This is a genomic window from Shewanella sp. NKUCC05_KAH (assembly GCF_019345585.1).
GTDB classification, from domain to species: Bacteria; Pseudomonadota; Gammaproteobacteria; order Enterobacterales; family Shewanellaceae; genus Shewanella; species Shewanella oncorhynchi.
Map to the genome: position 1 here is coordinate 129,097 of NZ_JAHKQZ010000012.1, position 17,291 is coordinate 146,387.

17 protein-coding genes are annotated in these 17,291 nt (G+C 44.9%); 10 read left to right on the top strand and 7 right to left on the bottom strand.

The genetic code is table 11. The annotated features are described in order from the left end of the window. Positions 1-41 precede the first annotated feature (41 nt). On the top strand, positions 42-497 hold the full coding sequence (locus tag KO533_RS12515) for a hypothetical protein (RefSeq protein ID WP_219254437.1): 456 nt from the start codon (positions 42-44) through the stop codon (positions 495-497). A gap of 35 nt (positions 498-532) precedes the next feature. After that, complete coding sequence (gene mutM / locus KO533_RS12520; RefSeq protein WP_071940241.1) at positions 533-1,348, top strand: bifunctional DNA-formamidopyrimidine glycosylase/DNA-(apurinic or apyrimidinic site) lyase; 816 nt, start codon at positions 533-535, stop codon at positions 1,346-1,348. A 72-nt stretch (positions 1,349-1,420) separates the two neighbouring features. Here mutM and KO533_RS12525 read toward each other — a convergent pair whose 3' ends face one another. Together KO533_RS12525 and coaD are read right to left on the bottom strand one after the other, a co-directional pair. Beyond that, positions 1,421-2,896: a capsule assembly Wzi family protein gene (locus KO533_RS12525; protein WP_219254439.1), complete on the bottom strand. Its 1,476-nt coding sequence runs from the start codon at positions 2,894-2,896 to the stop codon at positions 1,421-1,423. A 90-nt stretch (positions 2,897-2,986) separates the two neighbouring features. After that, positions 2,987-3,478 carry a pantetheine-phosphate adenylyltransferase gene (gene coaD / locus KO533_RS12530; protein WP_105250747.1) on the bottom strand — a complete coding sequence of 164 codons (492 nt, stop codon included), beginning with the start codon at positions 3,476-3,478 and terminating at the stop codon, positions 2,987-2,989. Positions 3,479-3,760: 282 nt separating this feature from the next. Between coaD and KO533_RS12535 the strand changes: the two genes are divergently transcribed. Beyond that, positions 3,761-4,831 carry a glycosyltransferase gene (locus KO533_RS12535; protein ID WP_105250748.1) on the top strand — a complete coding sequence of 357 codons (1,071 nt, stop codon included), beginning with the start codon at positions 3,761-3,763 and terminating at the stop codon, positions 4,829-4,831. 355 nt (positions 4,832-5,186) lie between these two features. Beyond that, positions 5,187-6,359, top strand: a complete 1,173-nt coding sequence (locus KO533_RS12540; protein ID WP_173497803.1) for a glycosyltransferase family 4 protein — start codon at positions 5,187-5,189, stop codon at positions 6,357-6,359. A 48-nt stretch (positions 6,360-6,407) separates the two neighbouring features. Here the strand turns inward: KO533_RS12540 and KO533_RS12545 are convergent, their stop codons facing one another. From KO533_RS12545 to KO533_RS12555, 3 genes are all read right to left on the bottom strand, one after another. Continuing rightward, on the bottom strand, positions 6,408-7,484 hold the full coding sequence (locus tag KO533_RS12545) for a CDP-glycerol glycerophosphotransferase family protein (protein ID WP_105250750.1): 1,077 nt from the start codon (positions 7,482-7,484) through the stop codon (positions 6,408-6,410). Between the two features lie 30 nt (positions 7,485-7,514). Further along, the gene (locus KO533_RS12550) at positions 7,515-8,600 is read right to left on the bottom strand and encodes a glycosyltransferase (RefSeq protein ID WP_173248443.1); all 1,086 of its coding nucleotides are present in this window, start codon (positions 8,598-8,600) and stop codon (positions 7,515-7,517) included. 90 nt (positions 8,601-8,690) lie between these two features. Next, a complete protein-coding gene (locus KO533_RS12555; protein ID WP_219254441.1) occupies positions 8,691-9,734 on the bottom strand; it encodes a glycosyltransferase family 9 protein in 1,044 nt (347 codons plus the stop codon). A 98-nt stretch (positions 9,735-9,832) separates the two neighbouring features. Here KO533_RS12555 and KO533_RS12560 point away from each other — a divergent pair, with 98 nt between their 5' ends. Further along, positions 9,833-10,588: a 3-deoxy-D-manno-octulosonic acid kinase gene (locus tag KO533_RS12560; RefSeq protein WP_219254443.1), complete on the top strand. Its 756-nt coding sequence runs from the start codon at positions 9,833-9,835 to the stop codon at positions 10,586-10,588. A gap of 26 nt (positions 10,589-10,614) precedes the next feature. Here the strand turns inward: KO533_RS12560 and waaA are convergent, their stop codons facing one another. Then, on the bottom strand, positions 10,615-11,880 hold the full coding sequence (waaA, locus tag KO533_RS12565) for a lipid IV(A) 3-deoxy-D-manno-octulosonic acid transferase (RefSeq protein ID WP_219254446.1): 1,266 nt from the start codon (positions 11,878-11,880) through the stop codon (positions 10,615-10,617). A 147-nt stretch (positions 11,881-12,027) separates the two neighbouring features. Between waaA and KO533_RS12570 the strand changes: the two genes are divergently transcribed. The 5 genes from KO533_RS12570 (at position 12,028) to glpG (ending at position 16,441) form a co-directional block, all read left to right on the top strand. After that, a complete protein-coding gene (locus KO533_RS12570) occupies positions 12,028-12,675 on the top strand; it encodes a TetR/AcrR family transcriptional regulator (RefSeq protein WP_113940155.1) in 648 nt (215 codons plus the stop codon). A gap of 286 nt (positions 12,676-12,961) precedes the next feature. Beyond that, positions 12,962-14,155 (top strand): glycine C-acetyltransferase, encoded by a 1,194-nt coding sequence (locus tag KO533_RS12575; protein ID WP_105250756.1) that lies wholly within the window; start codon positions 12,962-12,964, stop codon positions 14,153-14,155. Positions 14,156-14,166: 11 nt separating this feature from the next. Then, positions 14,167-15,192: an L-threonine 3-dehydrogenase gene (gene tdh, locus KO533_RS12580; protein WP_012090660.1), complete on the top strand. Its 1,026-nt coding sequence runs from the start codon at positions 14,167-14,169 to the stop codon at positions 15,190-15,192. 101 nt (positions 15,193-15,293) lie between these two features. Then, complete coding sequence (glpE, locus tag KO533_RS12585; protein ID WP_219254448.1) at positions 15,294-15,599, top strand: thiosulfate sulfurtransferase GlpE; 306 nt, start codon at positions 15,294-15,296, stop codon at positions 15,597-15,599. Continuing rightward, positions 15,596-16,441, top strand: a complete 846-nt coding sequence (gene glpG / locus KO533_RS12590; protein ID WP_219254450.1) for a rhomboid family intramembrane serine protease GlpG — start codon at positions 15,596-15,598, stop codon at positions 16,439-16,441. Before glpE ends, glpG begins: the two co-directional genes overlap by 4 nt. Positions 16,442-16,529: 88 nt before the next feature. Here glpG and elbB read toward each other — a convergent pair whose 3' ends face one another. Beyond that, on the bottom strand, positions 16,530-17,192 hold the full coding sequence (gene elbB, locus KO533_RS12595; protein WP_219254452.1) for an isoprenoid biosynthesis glyoxalase ElbB: 663 nt from the start codon (positions 17,190-17,192) through the stop codon (positions 16,530-16,532). Positions 17,193-17,291: the final 99 nt, after the last annotated feature.

Consider the following 17,291-nt stretch of genomic DNA (forward strand, 5'->3'; position numbering starts at 1 on the left):
AAACTCGAAGCATCACCCCATACTTAGCGTCACACATTTCTATGGCCTTAACTCGTAAGCAATGGAATAACATCATCATAGTCGCCTGCGCCTTTATGGTCGCCGTGCTGACTTTTATGGATAACAAAACCAATAATGTTCCGAGTGATGCTCAGCGACTGTTTGACGATAATGCACCGCTTTCACAGCTGCAACTCGACGGGTTATGGCTGCACAAGCAAGCATCACAATGGGAGTGCGACACTAAAATCCTCAACTGTGATGAATGGGCAAAGGCGTGGCAAACCATACGGGTATCCCCCTTAACCGCCGCGCCAGAAACCACAGATAATCCACAAGAATTAGTCATCCAGATTGCAGATATCCGCGATGCTCAACTGTGGATCTATTTTCCCAATGAAGGCGCCTTAAAGTCTCCCGCAGGTAATTGGTATTTAGTACCACCGAGTTTAAGATCTAAACTGCAACCGATCCTCGATGCGAAACCCGCAGCTTAATGCCGCCCCATTTTACTTAAGATAAGAAAGAATCCATGCCGGAATTACCAGAAGTTGAAGTCACCCGTCAGGGTATTGCACCCTTCCTTGTCGAGCAAACCGTGGTTGATCTTGTGATCCGCAATGGTTCGCTGCGCTGGCCAGTGCCTGACATAGCCAAACAGATTATCGGCCAAGTCATACGCCAAGTGCGACGCCGTGCTAAGTATCTATTAATCGACACTGACGCGGGTACTAGCATAGTGCATTTAGGCATGTCGGGGAGTTTACGGATTTTGCCCCACGATACCCCAGTGGAAAAGCATGACCATATCGACTTAGTGCTCGCCAACGGCCGCATTTTACGTTTTAACGATCCAAGACGATTCGGTGCTTGGCTATGGTGTGAACTCCCAGAAGAAGCCCATCCATTACTCGCCAAATTGGGGCCGGAGCCACTGACCCATGCCTTTAATGTCGCACAATTAGCGGCAGCTTTAGCGGGCAAGAAAAAAGCGATCAAGCTCTGCCTGATGGATAATCATATCGTGGTGGGAGTGGGCAACATTTACGCCAATGAAGCCCTGTTTGCGGCGGGCATTCACCCAGAGGCCGAAGCAGGTAAAATCGATATCGAGCGTTTGACCGTTTTAGTTGCAGAAGTGAAGCAAATCTTAGCCCACGCCATTAAACAGGGTGGCACCACGCTGAAAGACTTCACCAATGCCGATGGCAAGCCCGGCTACTTCGCCCAAAAACTGCATGTCTATGGTCGCGGCGGTGAAACCTGCACAAGCTGCGGTAACTTGCTGAGTGAAATCCGTTTAGGCCAACGCACCACAGTATTTTGTGGCATTTGCCAAACACGCTAATATTACGTTATTTATAAGCCAAAATGCCAAGCAAGTGCTTGGCATTTTTCGTTATTTAATCAATTACAGCTGTCAAAAACGATACTCAAAACTGCTAAATAGCGTGGCATTGGTATCATTTTCTTGAACTTCAAACTCCGATCTCGATACTGTTCCACCTAAGCTCCACATGCCTTTCCACACTGGCATACGGTAAGAAAGCTCCAGCATCAATAAATCTTCTTTTGGCGGTTGTGGCGCCCAAGTGTTTGCCACATTGGAGCCATCTTTATTCAGCTTCGCATAACGCAACAACGAGGTAAAACCACGGCTGTTATTAAACTGGCCAACTAATCCAACCACAAACACTTGTGCATCACTATCATAGGTAGAACCCAAAGCACGACCATAGTAGCGAGCACCACTCAGATAGACAGGATCCTCATAGAAACAATTGGCACTATCACCATCGCATTTTACATAGGTGTCCGAATATTCCATGAACAACTTAAACTGCTTACCCGATTTGCCAAAATGGGTATCAATACCCCAAAGTGAGCCGCAGTCACTACCATTTTCACAACTATGTTCGAGATATAATCCAACGGGGATATCCTGCAAAGTATCGGCATAACGCATATCAATACTTTGAGTTCTATGGCCTGCATCGCGGCGCTCATTCGGCGCACAATCATTTGTACCATCGATACAAACAGCATTACTCGCAACCGAATCCCACCAAGAGTCAAAGTTACAATTTTGGCCCTCACCACAAAATAAGGTCGACCAAGACAATCCCACTTCTAACTGTTTAATCGGTCTTGCACTTAAGCGCATATCCCACTCAGCCGTCTTAGGCACAGCACGATCCACTTCAGTTAAGCTAAATCCGGTTTTAAAGGTCCAAGGGCCAATCCAAGATAACCAAGGTGTTTCAAAAGCCGCGGCATTGTTACGGCTCAAGGTTAACGATGACATAGGGCGGGCATTATTAGAACGATGTAGAGCCGAGTCAACCCCCGGTCCCCACCACTGCTCAACCGCGCCTAAGGTTGCGATCCAATTGCCAAAAATGATGGCAAAATAAGACTCATCAAGGCGGAAATTTTTATTATCTTGCGGATCATAGGTTTCTGCCACAGTCGCCTTATAAGCAACACGCGATCCTAAATACTCGTAGGAGCCCAGCACTTCACCTTTCTCGCGATAGTCAGAACCATAATGTTGAAAGCGAGCAGGATCAGATGCTGCCGATACTTTTATCCGTGCATTACCACGATTATCGACAGCATTTTGATAATAAAAATTAACCCGTGCAAAGGCTTGTACTAAAGAGGGAGAAAGCAGCTCAGGCTCAATTTTCGCTAAATCACCACCAATACCTGACCACATCAATGGATAAGTATTCACTGGCACAGTGATCACACCCGCATCAGCAAGTGCTTGAATGTCAGCTCTAAGATATATATCAGAGGCATCGACCCAAGGTGCAGCAGCAAGCATTGAAGAAAAAAATAGGCCAGAGGCAATGCTAGTAGCAAGGATCGTGGGGGAAAAAAAAGCCTTCATAACATCCTTTTAAGTATCATCACAAGGCAACAATGCCTCAAAGTTAACACAAAACTCCTACGTAAAAACTATCTAGTTCGCAGGTAAAATCTAAGGTTTAACCAACTTAAGCTTTGCCGCCAATGCAGCAGTTACTTCAGGGTGAACAAACTGGCTCACATCGCCACCATGCAAAGCGACTTCCTTTACTAAGGTTGAAGAGATAAATGAGTTTTCCTCGGCAGGCGTTAAAAACACGCTTTCCAGATCAGGGCTCAATCTGCGATTCATATTTGCTAATTGGAATTCATATTCAAAGTCGGATACCGCGCGTAACCCACGCACAAGTACACTGGCCTTTTGCTCCTTGGCAAAATCCACTAGCAACCCCGAAAACCCCACCACCTCAACATTATCCAAATGAGCAGTCACCCGATTGACCAATTCAACTCGCTCTTCAAGGGTGAATCTAGGCTGCTTGGAAGGATTAGCCGCAATGCCAATCACCACATGTTTAAACAGTTTAGCCGCACGCTCAATCAAGTCTGCATGACCATTGGTGATAGGATCAAAAGTTCCTGGATAAATAGCTCTTGTATGCACTTTGCTGACTCAACTCACATGGATGCCAAAAATCATTGCTCGCCAGTCTACTCGTTTTAGCCAAGCGAGTGAATAATCGCAGCAAAAACGACTTTAAATACCGATAAAAAACTTAAAAATAAGCAAGAACGCTATTGATTAAGCCCATGTAAAGGCACGAACAGGTATAATGTTGCACGAAATTAAAACCGACCACATACAATGTTGCTCCCCTATTTAACGATATACACTGAGCAGTGTTAGGTTTAAAAACGACGTTTGAAGACACGCAGAAGAGCATATATGAAGAAAATCGCGATTTTTTGCCATAACTTTTTCTCCAACGGCACAGTGAAAGTCGCCTTGTCGCAGGCAGAAGTGTTACAGGAAGCAGGACAAGATGTGCATTTGTTTGTGTTTCACAAGGAAGGCGATTTTATACCTCCGCAAAATGTGACCATTCATTATCTGTTTGAAGCGGGTCAAAAACCTTCGCTACAGGAGCAGATACAACAACTCAAAGCTAAAGTGAGCGCCGCCGAAAAAACGGGCAAGTTTTCACTCTTTCTAAGTAATTCAACTGACTGCGATGTTGTTGTTTCCGGCTGTCATTTCGATCCTTGCTACTACTTCTGTCATTGTGCGTTAAAACAAGAGTTATTGATGGAGTTAAAACGCGGTCCAGTACACTTCTGGCGCAGATGGAAAAAAGCCAAGGCTCTGATCGGCAAAAAAATCATCACAGTCTCAAATGGTATTGCCGACGAACTCAGAGCCACTTCTTGGTTAAAACCCCAGAGCGTGCAAACCATCTACAACCCTTTTCGCTTAGAAGAAATAAAAATTAAGACTCAAGAAGTTATCGCCGAAATTCCCAATGAGCCTTATATGATCCATGTGGGTAGAGTCACTCGTCAAAAGCGCCATGACATTCTCTTCAAAGCATTGAGGGATATGCCGACAGCACCTAAACTCGTGCTTCTCTGTAATCGACCAAATAAAGCGCGTAAATTAGCCAAAAAATACGGTGTTGAGCACCGAATTATCACACCCGGTTTTCAACATAATCCCTATGCTTGGATTGCCAACGCAGAATTAATGCTACTGAGCTCAGATTTTGAAGGCTTGCCAACGGTAGTCATTGAGTCATTGGCCTGTGGCACCCCCGTCGTAAGCACTGACTGCCCTCACGGCCCGAATGAAATCCTTACCGGACATTTAGCTAAATATTTGGTTCCCGTTCGCCAACCTGCATTGTTGGCACAAAAGGCTCTGGAATGTCTGGCATCGCCTCCATCGCTTGAAGACCTTGCTATTCTTAAAGCCGTAGATAGTCAAAATATTGCAAAGCAATATTTGAACTTAGCCGAATAAATATCTTTATACGGTAAAAAGTAGAAACTCTATTGAATATAAGTAGAGTTTCTACTTAACCTCCAACACCTGTTACACTCTGATACAGTATGAAAGCTCGTTTTAATTGGATTAAAAAACACAAGACGTTAACAAATGCATCAAACAAAGAGTAATAACACACAGAAATACAATACATTTAGCCTGTATAATTACTATTATTGAACATCGATAAAACAGTTTATTATAAGGTTAACCATTCTGTATTTATGAATAAATAAATTCATTGATAGTCTATTTGAAAAATATCAAAATACTTCCCATCAAATAATTCTGCCTAAGTAGAATTAGCAATAAATGATTTTTTGGGGTAGTAATGAGTAAGCTTAAAGTGGCTTTATTAGTTGATGAGTACTTTGGTGGTACAGGCACAGTGTATGGTGGATACGGTTTTCTAGCACGCCACTTAATCGCCAAACACTTACCCAACGAAAATATTGAAGTAGAAGTGCTGATAAAAAAAGACTGCAGCAAGCAAAGATTAATACCTCGTCGCTATATGATCGATGGCATTAAAGTTTATCGCTTAGCTGCTAAGTTTATGGATTTCCTTAATATTAGGTTTCTGAAAAAGAAGAATTACGATATATTTCTGTCAATAGAAATGACAACCCACTCATATCGCATTCTAAAAACCATTCCCAATATTGATAAAAAACTCCTATTTTGGGTTCAAGATCCAAGACCTGATTATGAATGGGATGAAATTAATACCGTAAAACTTTTCCCTGAGAAAAGTTATTGGGACAGTAATATTTATCAGTTTGTTCATGACCTTTGGGCGGCAGGGAAAGTCTCATTTATTTCTCAGGCACGCTTTTTAGATCGTAAAGCCAGAGATCTCTACAATCTCGATGATAAAACAGAAATCAAATATTTACCCAATCCTATCGAGATCGATCATAATTTCGATGTAGAAGCACACCCGAAGAAAAATCACATTATCTTTCTGGGACGAATTGAGTCAGTCAAACGTGGTTGGTTATTTTGCGAGATAGCTAAACTGATGCCTGAATATGAATTTTTCATGCTAGGTCAGTCATTTAGGCAGTCAAAGAAAAATCAGTCCATCATGAATGACTACCTAAATATTCCCAACCTACATTTTGTAGGGCATGTAGAAGGCGATCGAAAAAACCAGCTAATCAAAGATGCTAAAATTTTAGTCAACACTTCAATTCACGAAGCTCTACCAATTTCTTTCTTAGAAGCGTTATCTTATGGCACCCTTCTCGTCAGTTGCCGTGACCCCGACGAGCTGACGAGTCAATTTGGCGTATTTACAGGTACAGTGCTCGGAGATGGTTTTGATAAAGTCGATTTATTTGTCGATGGTATACGCCATCTGATGGAAAACGAACAACTAAGACAAGAACTCGCGGTTAAGGCAGTTGACTACATCAAAGCAAACCACAGTATTGAAGATTTCCAGAAAAATATGCAAGAAATCATCTTTAAACTGGTTGAAGAAACGAAACTGCAAGGCTAACAAAATGGGCCGATATTTCAATATCGGCCCATAAGTAACGACAACTAGCTAAAACAACTTCCAATAACCTAGCTTGCGCCGCATCTTAAAATGGCGCAACAAGTTCAATGGTTTAGGTTTTAGCCAATCTGTGCCTTTATCAATCAAAGCATCTGTTGCGGCTAAAACTCGCTGGCTAGATTGACCATCGCCCGTAGGGTGAATTTGATTGCAATAATCATGGATGTGCGCCATCAAATCATCAGGACGACTCAGTGCTCGCGTTAATGCAGATTCAATATCCTCAACCCGACTGATATCGATTAAATGATCTTTCGGTGACTGATTTTTAAAGGTCACCACTGGTTTTCGCTGCATTAAAAACATCAACAGAATCGATGAAGTGTCACACAACATCACATCCCCCGCCTGCAGCAAAGGGATCACATTATCAGTTTCAACAAACTGTAAATTCTCGTTTTCTAAAGCCTTGTACTGCTCAACAATCTTAGGATTCATCTTTGGATGAAATTGCACTAACCAGCGCCATTGGCTCTTTTGCGACAGGGCTTTAATCTGCTCAAATACCACAGGTGCGCAGGTCAAACTTGGGGAAAATGTTGAGCAAAAGAGTACTACAGGCCTTGGGTCATCAGCTTTGATATAAGGATTATCTTTATTCTCAAGAAATAGGGGGTCGAGCGCAGGCCATCCCGTTTCAACGACAGTAAAAGTACCAAACTTTTTCTCTAGTTTCAGAAAGGGCAGAGTCGTCGCAGGGCCTTGGGTACAATACAAATCAAAACAATCTCTGATTTCGAAGTGATCTTCTCGGCCCTTATGATTCATTTTACCCGCATTAAATCCATGGAATACGCCCACTTTAACCCCAGGAATAAAACGAGGGACAACGTTCCCAGGGACGAATACCGCATCTGGTTTCCACGCTTTCACAGCATCGATGCTCTGCAAGCGCAGTTCATCGGTTTTTAAAAACTTAGGATCGACCTCATTTCCCTCTAAGAACCAGCTAACCTCATCACCTCTTTCCAAAATGACTTGTTGAAGTGGCCTTAACATCGCATAGGAATAGTTTTGCGCTATGTAAAATAAATAACGTCTTTTGGCTTGTTTGGCTTCTTCCACAAGCATGCTCCTAAAACACAAACGAATAAATTATTTTGCCAACGCTAAATATTGTTCGGCAATTAAGGTCGCATCGACTTTGGCCAAAATCTCAACCTGCTCGAGGGATGGCGGCAAGCTAACAACCTCGTCTATCATTTTAGCTAACGCTTTGGGATCACGACGCGGCACGAGATAAGGCACTAAATTTCCGGTTAAAATCTCACTGGGTCCATGTGGGCAATCAGTGCTCACAACAGGAGTCCCACAAGCTAAAGATTCAATCAAGACTGTCGGTAAACCTTCAAAATCAGAGCTGAGCACTAATGCCTTAGCCTGCTTAATCCATGGAAAAGGATTACTTTGAAAACCGGGAATAATTAATCGCTTTTCAATACCAAACTTTTTCGCTGCTTTTATCGCTTTTTTGTGGTTATGACACAAGAGAACGACAGGAAGTTGATTTTGCGTGAGCTTGAGGGCTTCAAACAACACATCATGGCGCTTTTGCTTAGCAAAGCGACCGACGTGAATAAGATAATCTCCCTGAGGGATTTGTGGATTATCTTGCTGTGATTGAAATGTGATTTCGTTAAATTCAAATGGATTATAGATAGTTTGCATAGATGCTGGATGCAAACGACCTTTATCTTTAATCTCCTTTGCTATGCCATTTGAGACAGTAATCAAATGCTGGCCATTGAGCGCTTTTTTGGATTTTAGCTTCTTGAAATAAGCAAACGGTCCCAGTTTAAATTGGCGGCTCAACTCTTCTTCTACAGAGGAATGGACTATGACATAAAGCGGTGAAACACCGGTTTTGGTCATCATTAAATTGGTTTTATCTAAATTTGATAAAAACAAATCAAACTTGCCCACTTGAGATTCAATTTCCGCGATTTTTGCGCTGAGTTTGTTAACCGAAGCATTCAATCGCCCAAAATGGTCGAAATCTTTATCCTTAGGGGCAAAACATTGATGAATGGGTAAGTCATCTGGGATTTCATAATAGCGATTATCTTCCATGACTAAAAAATGCGGCTCATGCCCTAAGCGAATAAATTGCTTGGCTAAGGTAATCATGACCTTTTCGGCTCCGCCACCCGCTAAACTGTCAATGGCAATGGCTATCCGCATGATTTATCTCCTAAACGATATTCTGAATACAAACCGCTAACGCAGCGATACATCAAGAGTGCTGAACAAGAATGCTGATACTAACAAGCCTTAACTGAGTGTCTGCTGAACCACCAGCTCAAACTTCTCAATCACGGCTTCAACACTGATCAAAGCCATCAAATGCTCGCCTTTGGCGCGAGTGCCCCACTTAACTTCGCCGCTATGTTGGGATGCTATTGCCTCATCATAGGCGCTCGCCACATATTGCTGCGATAGGTAAGGACCTGTGCGCCCAGGATTAGAATGGGCATATAAACCAATGACAGGAGTACCTTGGGTAACCGCCATATGCGCAGGGCCCGTATCTGGTGCTAACACTAAGCTTGCGCGTTTTAGCAGCGCCAATAATTGAGTCAGACTGGTTTTGCCCACTAAATTATCGATTTTAGAAGGACACGCCTGCAAAATTTGCTCGGCTAAATCCTTCTCAAGCTGAGTTGGGCCACCGCAAAGCATGACTCTAAATCCTTTCGCAATCGCATGGCTCGCAACGGCGGCATAACGCTCTGGTAACCAGTTACGTTCTGCCTTACTGGCTGCAGCGCAAATGATAAAGACTTTTTCATTGTCTTTAATCTGCGTCTGGGCAAATTCAGTATCCGCAATTGGCACAGGAATATGCCATTGAGGAGTGAGATCGTTAACGCCAATCGCCTTAGCGAATCCCATAAATCCTTCGAGCACATGGGGCTTGGCCAAGGGCTCCACCCTATGATTTGTCACTAGCCACTGACCTTCTTTAGCGCGGGCACGATCAAAGCCTATGCGCACCTTTGCCGAAATGGCTAATGAAGCCAAGGTAGCACGTAGCGCAACCTGCATATGCAGCAGCACGTCAAAACGTCGGCCTTTTAAGGCCTTACGCAAATTAAAATAGCTGCGCCATCCTTGAGATTTATCGAAAATAACAAACTCAATGCCGGGTAAATGTTTCAATAATTGATATTCGAGTTTACCGATCACCCATGTGATTTTGAGCTCGGAGTATTGCCGCTGAACCGCCTGCACCATTGCCACGGCATGACAGACGTCACCGATAGCGGATAAGCGAAGCAAACAAAGAGAATTCATGGTATTGGGATTTAAACTCATTGGGATTGAAGCTAAAAGCTCTTAAGGTTATTTGGCGCAAGCTAAGGATCTTAATGTAGAATGGCCCTAGGTGCCACGCTTAAGTCAACAAATCTCCGATGAATGCTCAGATACAGCTCATAAAAACCGCCCAAGGTTACATGGCAGTTTGCCAAGATACGCCAACAGATATCGATCCCGCGTGGTTCTCGGTGGATTTTTGGCGGGCTAAAAATGCTGTCGTCGGTTCATCCAAAGGCCGCTACACCACTTGGTTTGTGGCATTTGAGCACAGTCATTGGGTGTTACGTCATTATTGGCGTGGCGGCTTAATGGAGAAATTCAGCAAAGACGCTTACGTTTATACTGGCCTCGAAAATACCCGCGCCATGGGCGAGTTACGCTTATTAAACATTTTGTATCACGAGGATTTTGCCGTACCTAAGCCGATTGCCGCCAACATAGTACGCGATGGATTATTTTACCGCGCCGATATCATTATCGAACGGGTCGAAGGCGCCGAAGATTTAGTCGCTAAACTCGGCAAAGAGGTCATGAGCACTGAGCAATGGCAAGCATTAGGGGCTTGCATCGCCCATTTCCACCAGCGTGGTGTGTACCACGCCGACCTCAATGCCAAAAATATTCTGTTCCAGCCAGCGCAAACTGCACCCATAACGCCAGAGCGGTTTTATCTTATCGATTTCGACCGCGGCGAGTTAAAAACACCGAGCCCGCAATGGCAGCAATCGAATCTAGACAGACTGTTACGTTCCTTTAATAAAGAACAAGCCAAGCTACCAAACCTTGCCTTCACCGCTGATAACTGGTCATCACTGCTGCAGGGCTACCAAACGGCGATGCAAAGTGCCTGATCCACTTAACAAATTATCCAGTTGAATTAAGCGGTTATTAAAGATTGCGCGAGAAGAAATTGTCGTTGCAAGGCACCACGATTAGCCTCAACCACAGCCAATCCCGCGTTCACCGCCTGCAGGCGTAACTCAGGTTTAGCAAAATACTCAATCAAGTTAGCGGCAAGTTCATCCGCCGAAGCGACAACCCTTAACCCACCAGCATCCGCCAACATCTGCGTAATTTGGGCAAAGTCCCAATGGTTCGGCCCCACCATAACAGGTACGCCCATAGCAACAGGCTCCAAGGGATTATGGCCACCATTATTGATCAGCGTGCCACCGACAAAGGCTTGGTCCGCCGCGCCATAAAAGGTCAGAAGTTCACCCATGGTATCGCCGACCAGCACTTGAGTCGTGGCCGTCACAGGAAGATTACTGCTGCGACGAATTAATTCAAAACCTTGACTGGCAACAACCTCAGCAACGGCAGAAAACTGCTCAGGATGACGCGGTGCAATAATCAGCAAGGCATCGGGCCACTGAGCTAATAATTGCCTATGGGCGATGAGCATGGCGTCAAATTCTCCAGGATGCACACTACCTGCGACCCAAATCGGCGAGGTTTCACGCCCCCAAATCTGACGCAACAGCTTGGCATTGGCTAAACGCTCAGGCGTAATACTGAGATCAAACTTCAAGCTACCGCATACTGTCACTCTGTCCGGCGATACACCTAACTCGATAAAACGCTGCGCTTCTACTTGAGTCTGCACCGCAATAACATCGAGTCGTTGCAACATAGGTCGACTGAGTTTAGGGCGCTTAGCATATTGCGCCGCCGACTTGGCCGACAGGCGGGCATTCGCTAACATCAAGCGCACACCGCGTTTGGCAGCAACAGCAACTAAGTTAGGCCACAGCTCAGTTTCCATAATCACACACCACTTAGGCGAGACTTGGCACAAGAAACGCCTCACACACCAAGGTAAGTCAAAGGGCAAATAACAATGCTGCACTGAGTCACCAAAGGCTTTGCGCACTTCTGCAGACCCTGTTGGGCTGGTTGTGGTAACCGTAATGCTTAGCTCAGGGTGTGATTGCATAATCAAACGGATCAATGGGATTGCCGCGAGCGTTTCGCCCATAGACACAGAATGGACCAGTAAATCCGTCGATTTAAGTCGGGTTAATCCAAAACGTTCCCCCCAACGACCGCGGTAATCAGGGCTTTTAATAGCACGAAATGCTAAATAGACGATTAGCAAAGGGGATAATAAATATAAGATCGTGGAATAGAGAAAACGATTCATTAAAAACGTGCTTATGAGTTTTGCCTGATGAATAGCGGCAATGTTAGCATATGCACCAAATTAGGGATAATTTACCAGCAGTTCGGCGGTCGTTGGTTAGCTTTCTTTGATCAATTATGTGGCGTTCACTAGCAATTTGGATAACTTATGAAAACCCGCGACAAAATAATCTATGCCAGTCTTGAACTGTTCAACGAGCATGGCGAAAGAAACATCACCACCAATCACATTGCCGCTCACTTAAATATGAGTCCCGGGAATCTTTATTACCATTTTCGCAATAAAGAAGACATTATCCGCTGTATTTTCAGTCTATATGAGAATCATCTCGAATCGGGTTTCCAACCCTATGAAGATAAGCAAGTGGATGTAGAACTGTTAATCGGCTACTTCGATGCTATGTTCTATACCTTGTGGCAATTCCGTTTTATGTACGCCAATCTTGCGGATATTCTCGCCCGCGATGAAGAACTAAAAAAACGCTATTTGCACGCACAGCAGCAAGTCTTAACGCGTTCAAGCCATGTGCTGCATAAACTCACACAAGATGGATTTCTGTGTGTCGATGCTGACAAAATCACGCCACTGGCGGATACCATTAAGATGATCGTCAGCTTTTGGATTGGTTATCAACTCACACAATCCAGCACGTCCACCATTACTAAAGCGACACTTTATGAAGGCGTTTTAAGGGTGCTGATGATTTTCAAAGCCTATGCAACCCCGACTTCCGTTGCGACTTTTACTCGCCTAGAGCAACATTACCACGCGCTAGCGAGTCAAGAATCTCTATAACGTCATCCCAAACACCTATGTTGGGAACTCGCATTCGGAACTAAACTCAAAGCAATTATAGTACTGAGTGCGAACCCGTTTTCGCTCTACAACGCTTAAAAGAATACTCAGTCAAACAGTGGCAAACTTATGTTGCACATTAGTTTTTATAATGTAAAAACCACTTTAGCCCTAAACTAGTTTATCTTGCGAACCTGCATGAAAAAAAGGCTGTAGGCCGATTAGGTTTAGAGTTAGAATGCCGCCACTCCCAAAATCAGAATAAAGTTAACTAAGGAGATATCAGGTGGCCTCTACCTCATTCTACGCACAGATTAATCAACAGCTTGCAGACATCAAAGCCGAAGGCTTATATAAAAGCGAGCGTGTTATTGCCTCACCACAACAGACTGCCATTCAAGTTAATCACCAAGAAGTTGTTAACTTTTGCGCGAATAATTACCTAGGCCTAGCGAATCACCCCGAGCTAATCAAAGCCGCCCAACAGGGTTTAGACAGCCACGGCTTTGGTATGGCATCAGTACGTTTTATTTGCGGTACCCAAGACATACATAAAAAGCTAGAAGCTAGCCTGAGCGAATTCCTCGGCACTGAAGACACCATTCTTTACTCTTCATGTTTTGATGCGAACGCAGGTCTATTCGAAACCTTGTTAGATGCAGAAGACGCCATCATTTCCGATGCGTTAAACCATGCTTCTATCATCGACGGCGTACGTTTATGTAAAGCCAAACGTTTCCGCTATGCCAACAACGATATGGCCGATTTAGAAACTCAGCTGATCGCCGCGAAAGAAGCAGGCGCCCGTAACATCTTGATCGCCACCGATGGCGTATTCTCGATGGACGGCGTGATTGCTAACCTGCAAGGCGTATGTGATTTAGCCGATAAATACGGCGCACTAGTGATGGTCGATGACTCTCACGCTGTGGGCTTTATCGGCGCAAACGGCCGTGGCACCCACGAATATTGCAATGTGATGGACAGAGTCGACATCATCACTGGCACCTTAGGCAAAGCCTTAGGCGGCGCATCGGGTGGTTTCACTTCGGGTAAAAAAGAAGTCATCGACTGGTTACGCCAGCGTTCACGTCCTTACCTGTTCTCTAACTCATTAGCGCCGTCAATCGTGACTGCGTCTATCCATGTGTTAGAAATGCTCAAATCAGGCCAAGCCCTGCGCGAAGCCGTATGGGAAAACAGCCGTTATTTCCGTGAGCAAATGTCAGCCGCGGGCTTTACTTTGGGCGGCGCCGACCACGCGATTATCCCTGTGATGATTGGTGATGCGAAACTGGCGGGCGACTTTGCTAACCGCTTATTAGCAGAACATATTTATGTTATTGGCTTCTCGTTCCCAGTCGTTCCTAAGGGACAAGCCCGTATCCGTACGCAAATGTCAGCGGCACATACCCGTGAGCAACTCGACAAAGCGATCACCGCTTTTACCCGTATTGCCAAAGAAATGGGCATTATTTAGGACTTAAGACAATGAAAGCACTAAGCAAGTTAAAAGCCGAAAAAGGTATTTGGTTAGTCGATGCGCCTAAGCCAGTGATGGGCCACAACGATCTGCTGATCAAAATTAAAAAAACTGCGATTTGTGGCACCGACATGCACATCTACAACTGGGACGAATGGTCACAAAAAACCATTCCAGTCCCTATGGTTGTTGGTCATGAATATGTAGGTGAAGTGGTTGATATCGGCCAAGAAGTTCGTGGTTTTAAGATTGGAGACCGCGTGTCTGGCGAAGGTCATATTACCTGTGGCCACTGCCGTAACTGCCGCGCAGGCCGCACCCATTTATGCCGTAACACCTCTGGCGTGGGTGTCAATCGTGAAGGTTCATTTGCAGAATACTTAGTTATCCCCGCCTTTAACGCCTTTAAAATCCCTGATGATATCAGCGATGATTTAGCCTCAATCTTTGACCCGTTTGGTAACGCTGTGCACACAGCATTATCCTTCGATTTAGTCGGTGAAGACGTGTTGATCACAGGCGCAGGTCCCATCGGCATCATGGCGGCAGCAGTATGTCGTCACGTAGGTGCTCGCCATGTGGTGATCACCGACGTCAACGAATACCGCTTAGAGCTGGCCCGTAAAATGGGCGCCACGCGCGCTGTGAACGTGTCAAAAGAAAACCTAAAAGACGTGATGAAAGAACTGGGCATGACCGAAGGTTTCGACGTTGGATTAGAAATGTCTGGCGTACCATCGGCCTTCCACGCCATGTTAGATACCATGAACCACGGCGGCAAAGTCGCTATGCTCGGTATTCCAAGTGGTGAAATGGCCATCGACTGGAGCAAAGTGATCTTCAAAGGTTTGGTCATTAAAGGCATCTACGGCCGTGAAATGTTCGAAACTTGGTACAAGATGGCCAGTCTTATCCAATCAGGCTTAGATATTTCACCTATCATCACTCACCACTTCAAGATTGATGATTTCCAACAAGGTTTCGACGCTATGGGCTCGGGCCAATCGGGTAAAGTGATCCTCAGCTGGGATTAATCCTGCAGAGCATTACCTAGATAGGGGCTGTACACTCGCAGCCCCTTGTTGCACACTTATCCCATCTTGATTTCCATCTCTTAGCTTTGTCAGGTTTTATTATGTCTTCCTTTAAACACTTAAGCGTTAATCAATTGCTGCAAATGACCGAAGCACAGCCAGTGCAAATCGTCGATATCCGCGATGGCAATAGCTTCACCAACGGCCATATTGCAGGTGCAACTAACCTGAATAACGAAAACCTAGCGCAATTTATTAGCCAAGCCGATATGGATAGCCCACTGGTGGTGGTTTGTTACCACGGCATGAGCAGCCAAAATGCGGCGCATTATTTATGCGAACAAGGTTTTGATGACGTTTACAGCCTAGACGGCGGCTATAGCGCCTGGCATGAGGCGAATGCATGATAGAAATTGGCAGACTCCCCAACAGCAGAGCCGCGCAGGCATTTGTCGATTACCTCAAAGGGGAAGACATTGACTGCCAAATTGAGCCGCTGGTTCAGGGTGTTGCCATTCTGGTTATCCATGACAAAGATGTGGAGCAAGCACGCAAAGAGTTTGCCCACTTTATTGCTCACCCTTACGACAATAAATATCTGCAAGCCTCGTGGGAACACGGCGATACCCAAACCAAACTCGATTATGGTGCCCCTTCGCTGCAGTTGTTCACCCAATTTATTACTGGCGCAGGCCCAGTCACGCTGATCGTATTTGCGGTTTGCGTAATCATTTTTGCGGCGATGAACTTAGGATTCGCCAACCAAACCTACGAAGCACTGTCCTATTTTGGGGCCGTACCTCATTCAGAGTTCAGCCAGTTCTGGCGTATTTTTACACCGAGCCTACTGCATTTTTCAGCCATGCACGTCATCTTTAATTTGCTCTGGTGGTGGTATTTAGGTGGCAAAATCGAAACCCGTATCGGTACTGCACCATTACTCATCCTGCTGTTTGTCGCAGGAACTCTGCCAAACGTTATCCAATATTATGTCGGTGGACCTAACTTTGGCGGGCTGTCCGGCGTTGTGTATGCAGTGGTGGGTTACACTTGGATCATGGGTATACGTAAACCCGCAGCTGGAATAGATTTCCCACCATCATATATGGGCTTTATGATGATATGGTTGGCATTGGGATTCACAGATATTCTCGGGGTTTCGGTTGCTAACGGCGCCCACATTGGCGGCTTACTCATAGGTTTAGCCCAAGGTTTATTTGATAGCCGCAAATCCTCGAGCTCAATCTAATAGCTCAATCTAATATAGTGAACCAAGATAAATCCTAAAATTTATCTTGGTTCAATGACTCGCTTCACTCCTCTACAAACCGCTCAAACTAACTCTGAACAGTCATTTCTAGTAGCTTAACGACTAGCTTCTCGATGCCTGAATGCGCTTCAGCAATATTACCAGCCAACATATAAGCGGGAGTGCTGACAATGCGATTCGCTTCATCCACGACTATCTCATGTACTGTAGCAACTTGATGCTCACCGCCCATCAAATTAAACGCTGCAACAGTATCGCTATCATTACCGATAGTGCCTTTTACACCCTGGGGATATAAACGCGGGATCATCATAGGAGCAATACAGATAAAACCAACGGGCTTTTTCGCCAGAATGAACTCATTGATAAAATCAGTCACCAGCGGTTCCACTTCACACTCACTGCCATTCGTCGCAAAGTTACACAGATTTTTCGCCGCACCAAAGCCACCGGGAATGATCAAGGCATCAAATTCGGCGATATCTAATTCTGTGGTCGCTTTGACTTCGCCACGGGCGATACGTGCCGACTCCACCAGCACGTTACGACCTGCAGCAGCATCGACCTCACCAGTGAGATGATCTACTACATGCATCTGTTTGATATCTGGTGCAAAACACTGGTAGTGAGCCCCTGATCGGGATAAGCATAAAAGCGTTAAAACCGATTCATGTATCTCAGTTCCATCGAAAACACCACATCCACTCAGTAACACTGCGACTTTTTTCATTAAAAATATCCTTCTTATGTCATTAAGTTTTAACAAACCATAAACAAACTAGTTGATCTGATTAAAAATCGTGCTAACTTAATTCGTCGAATCTGACGA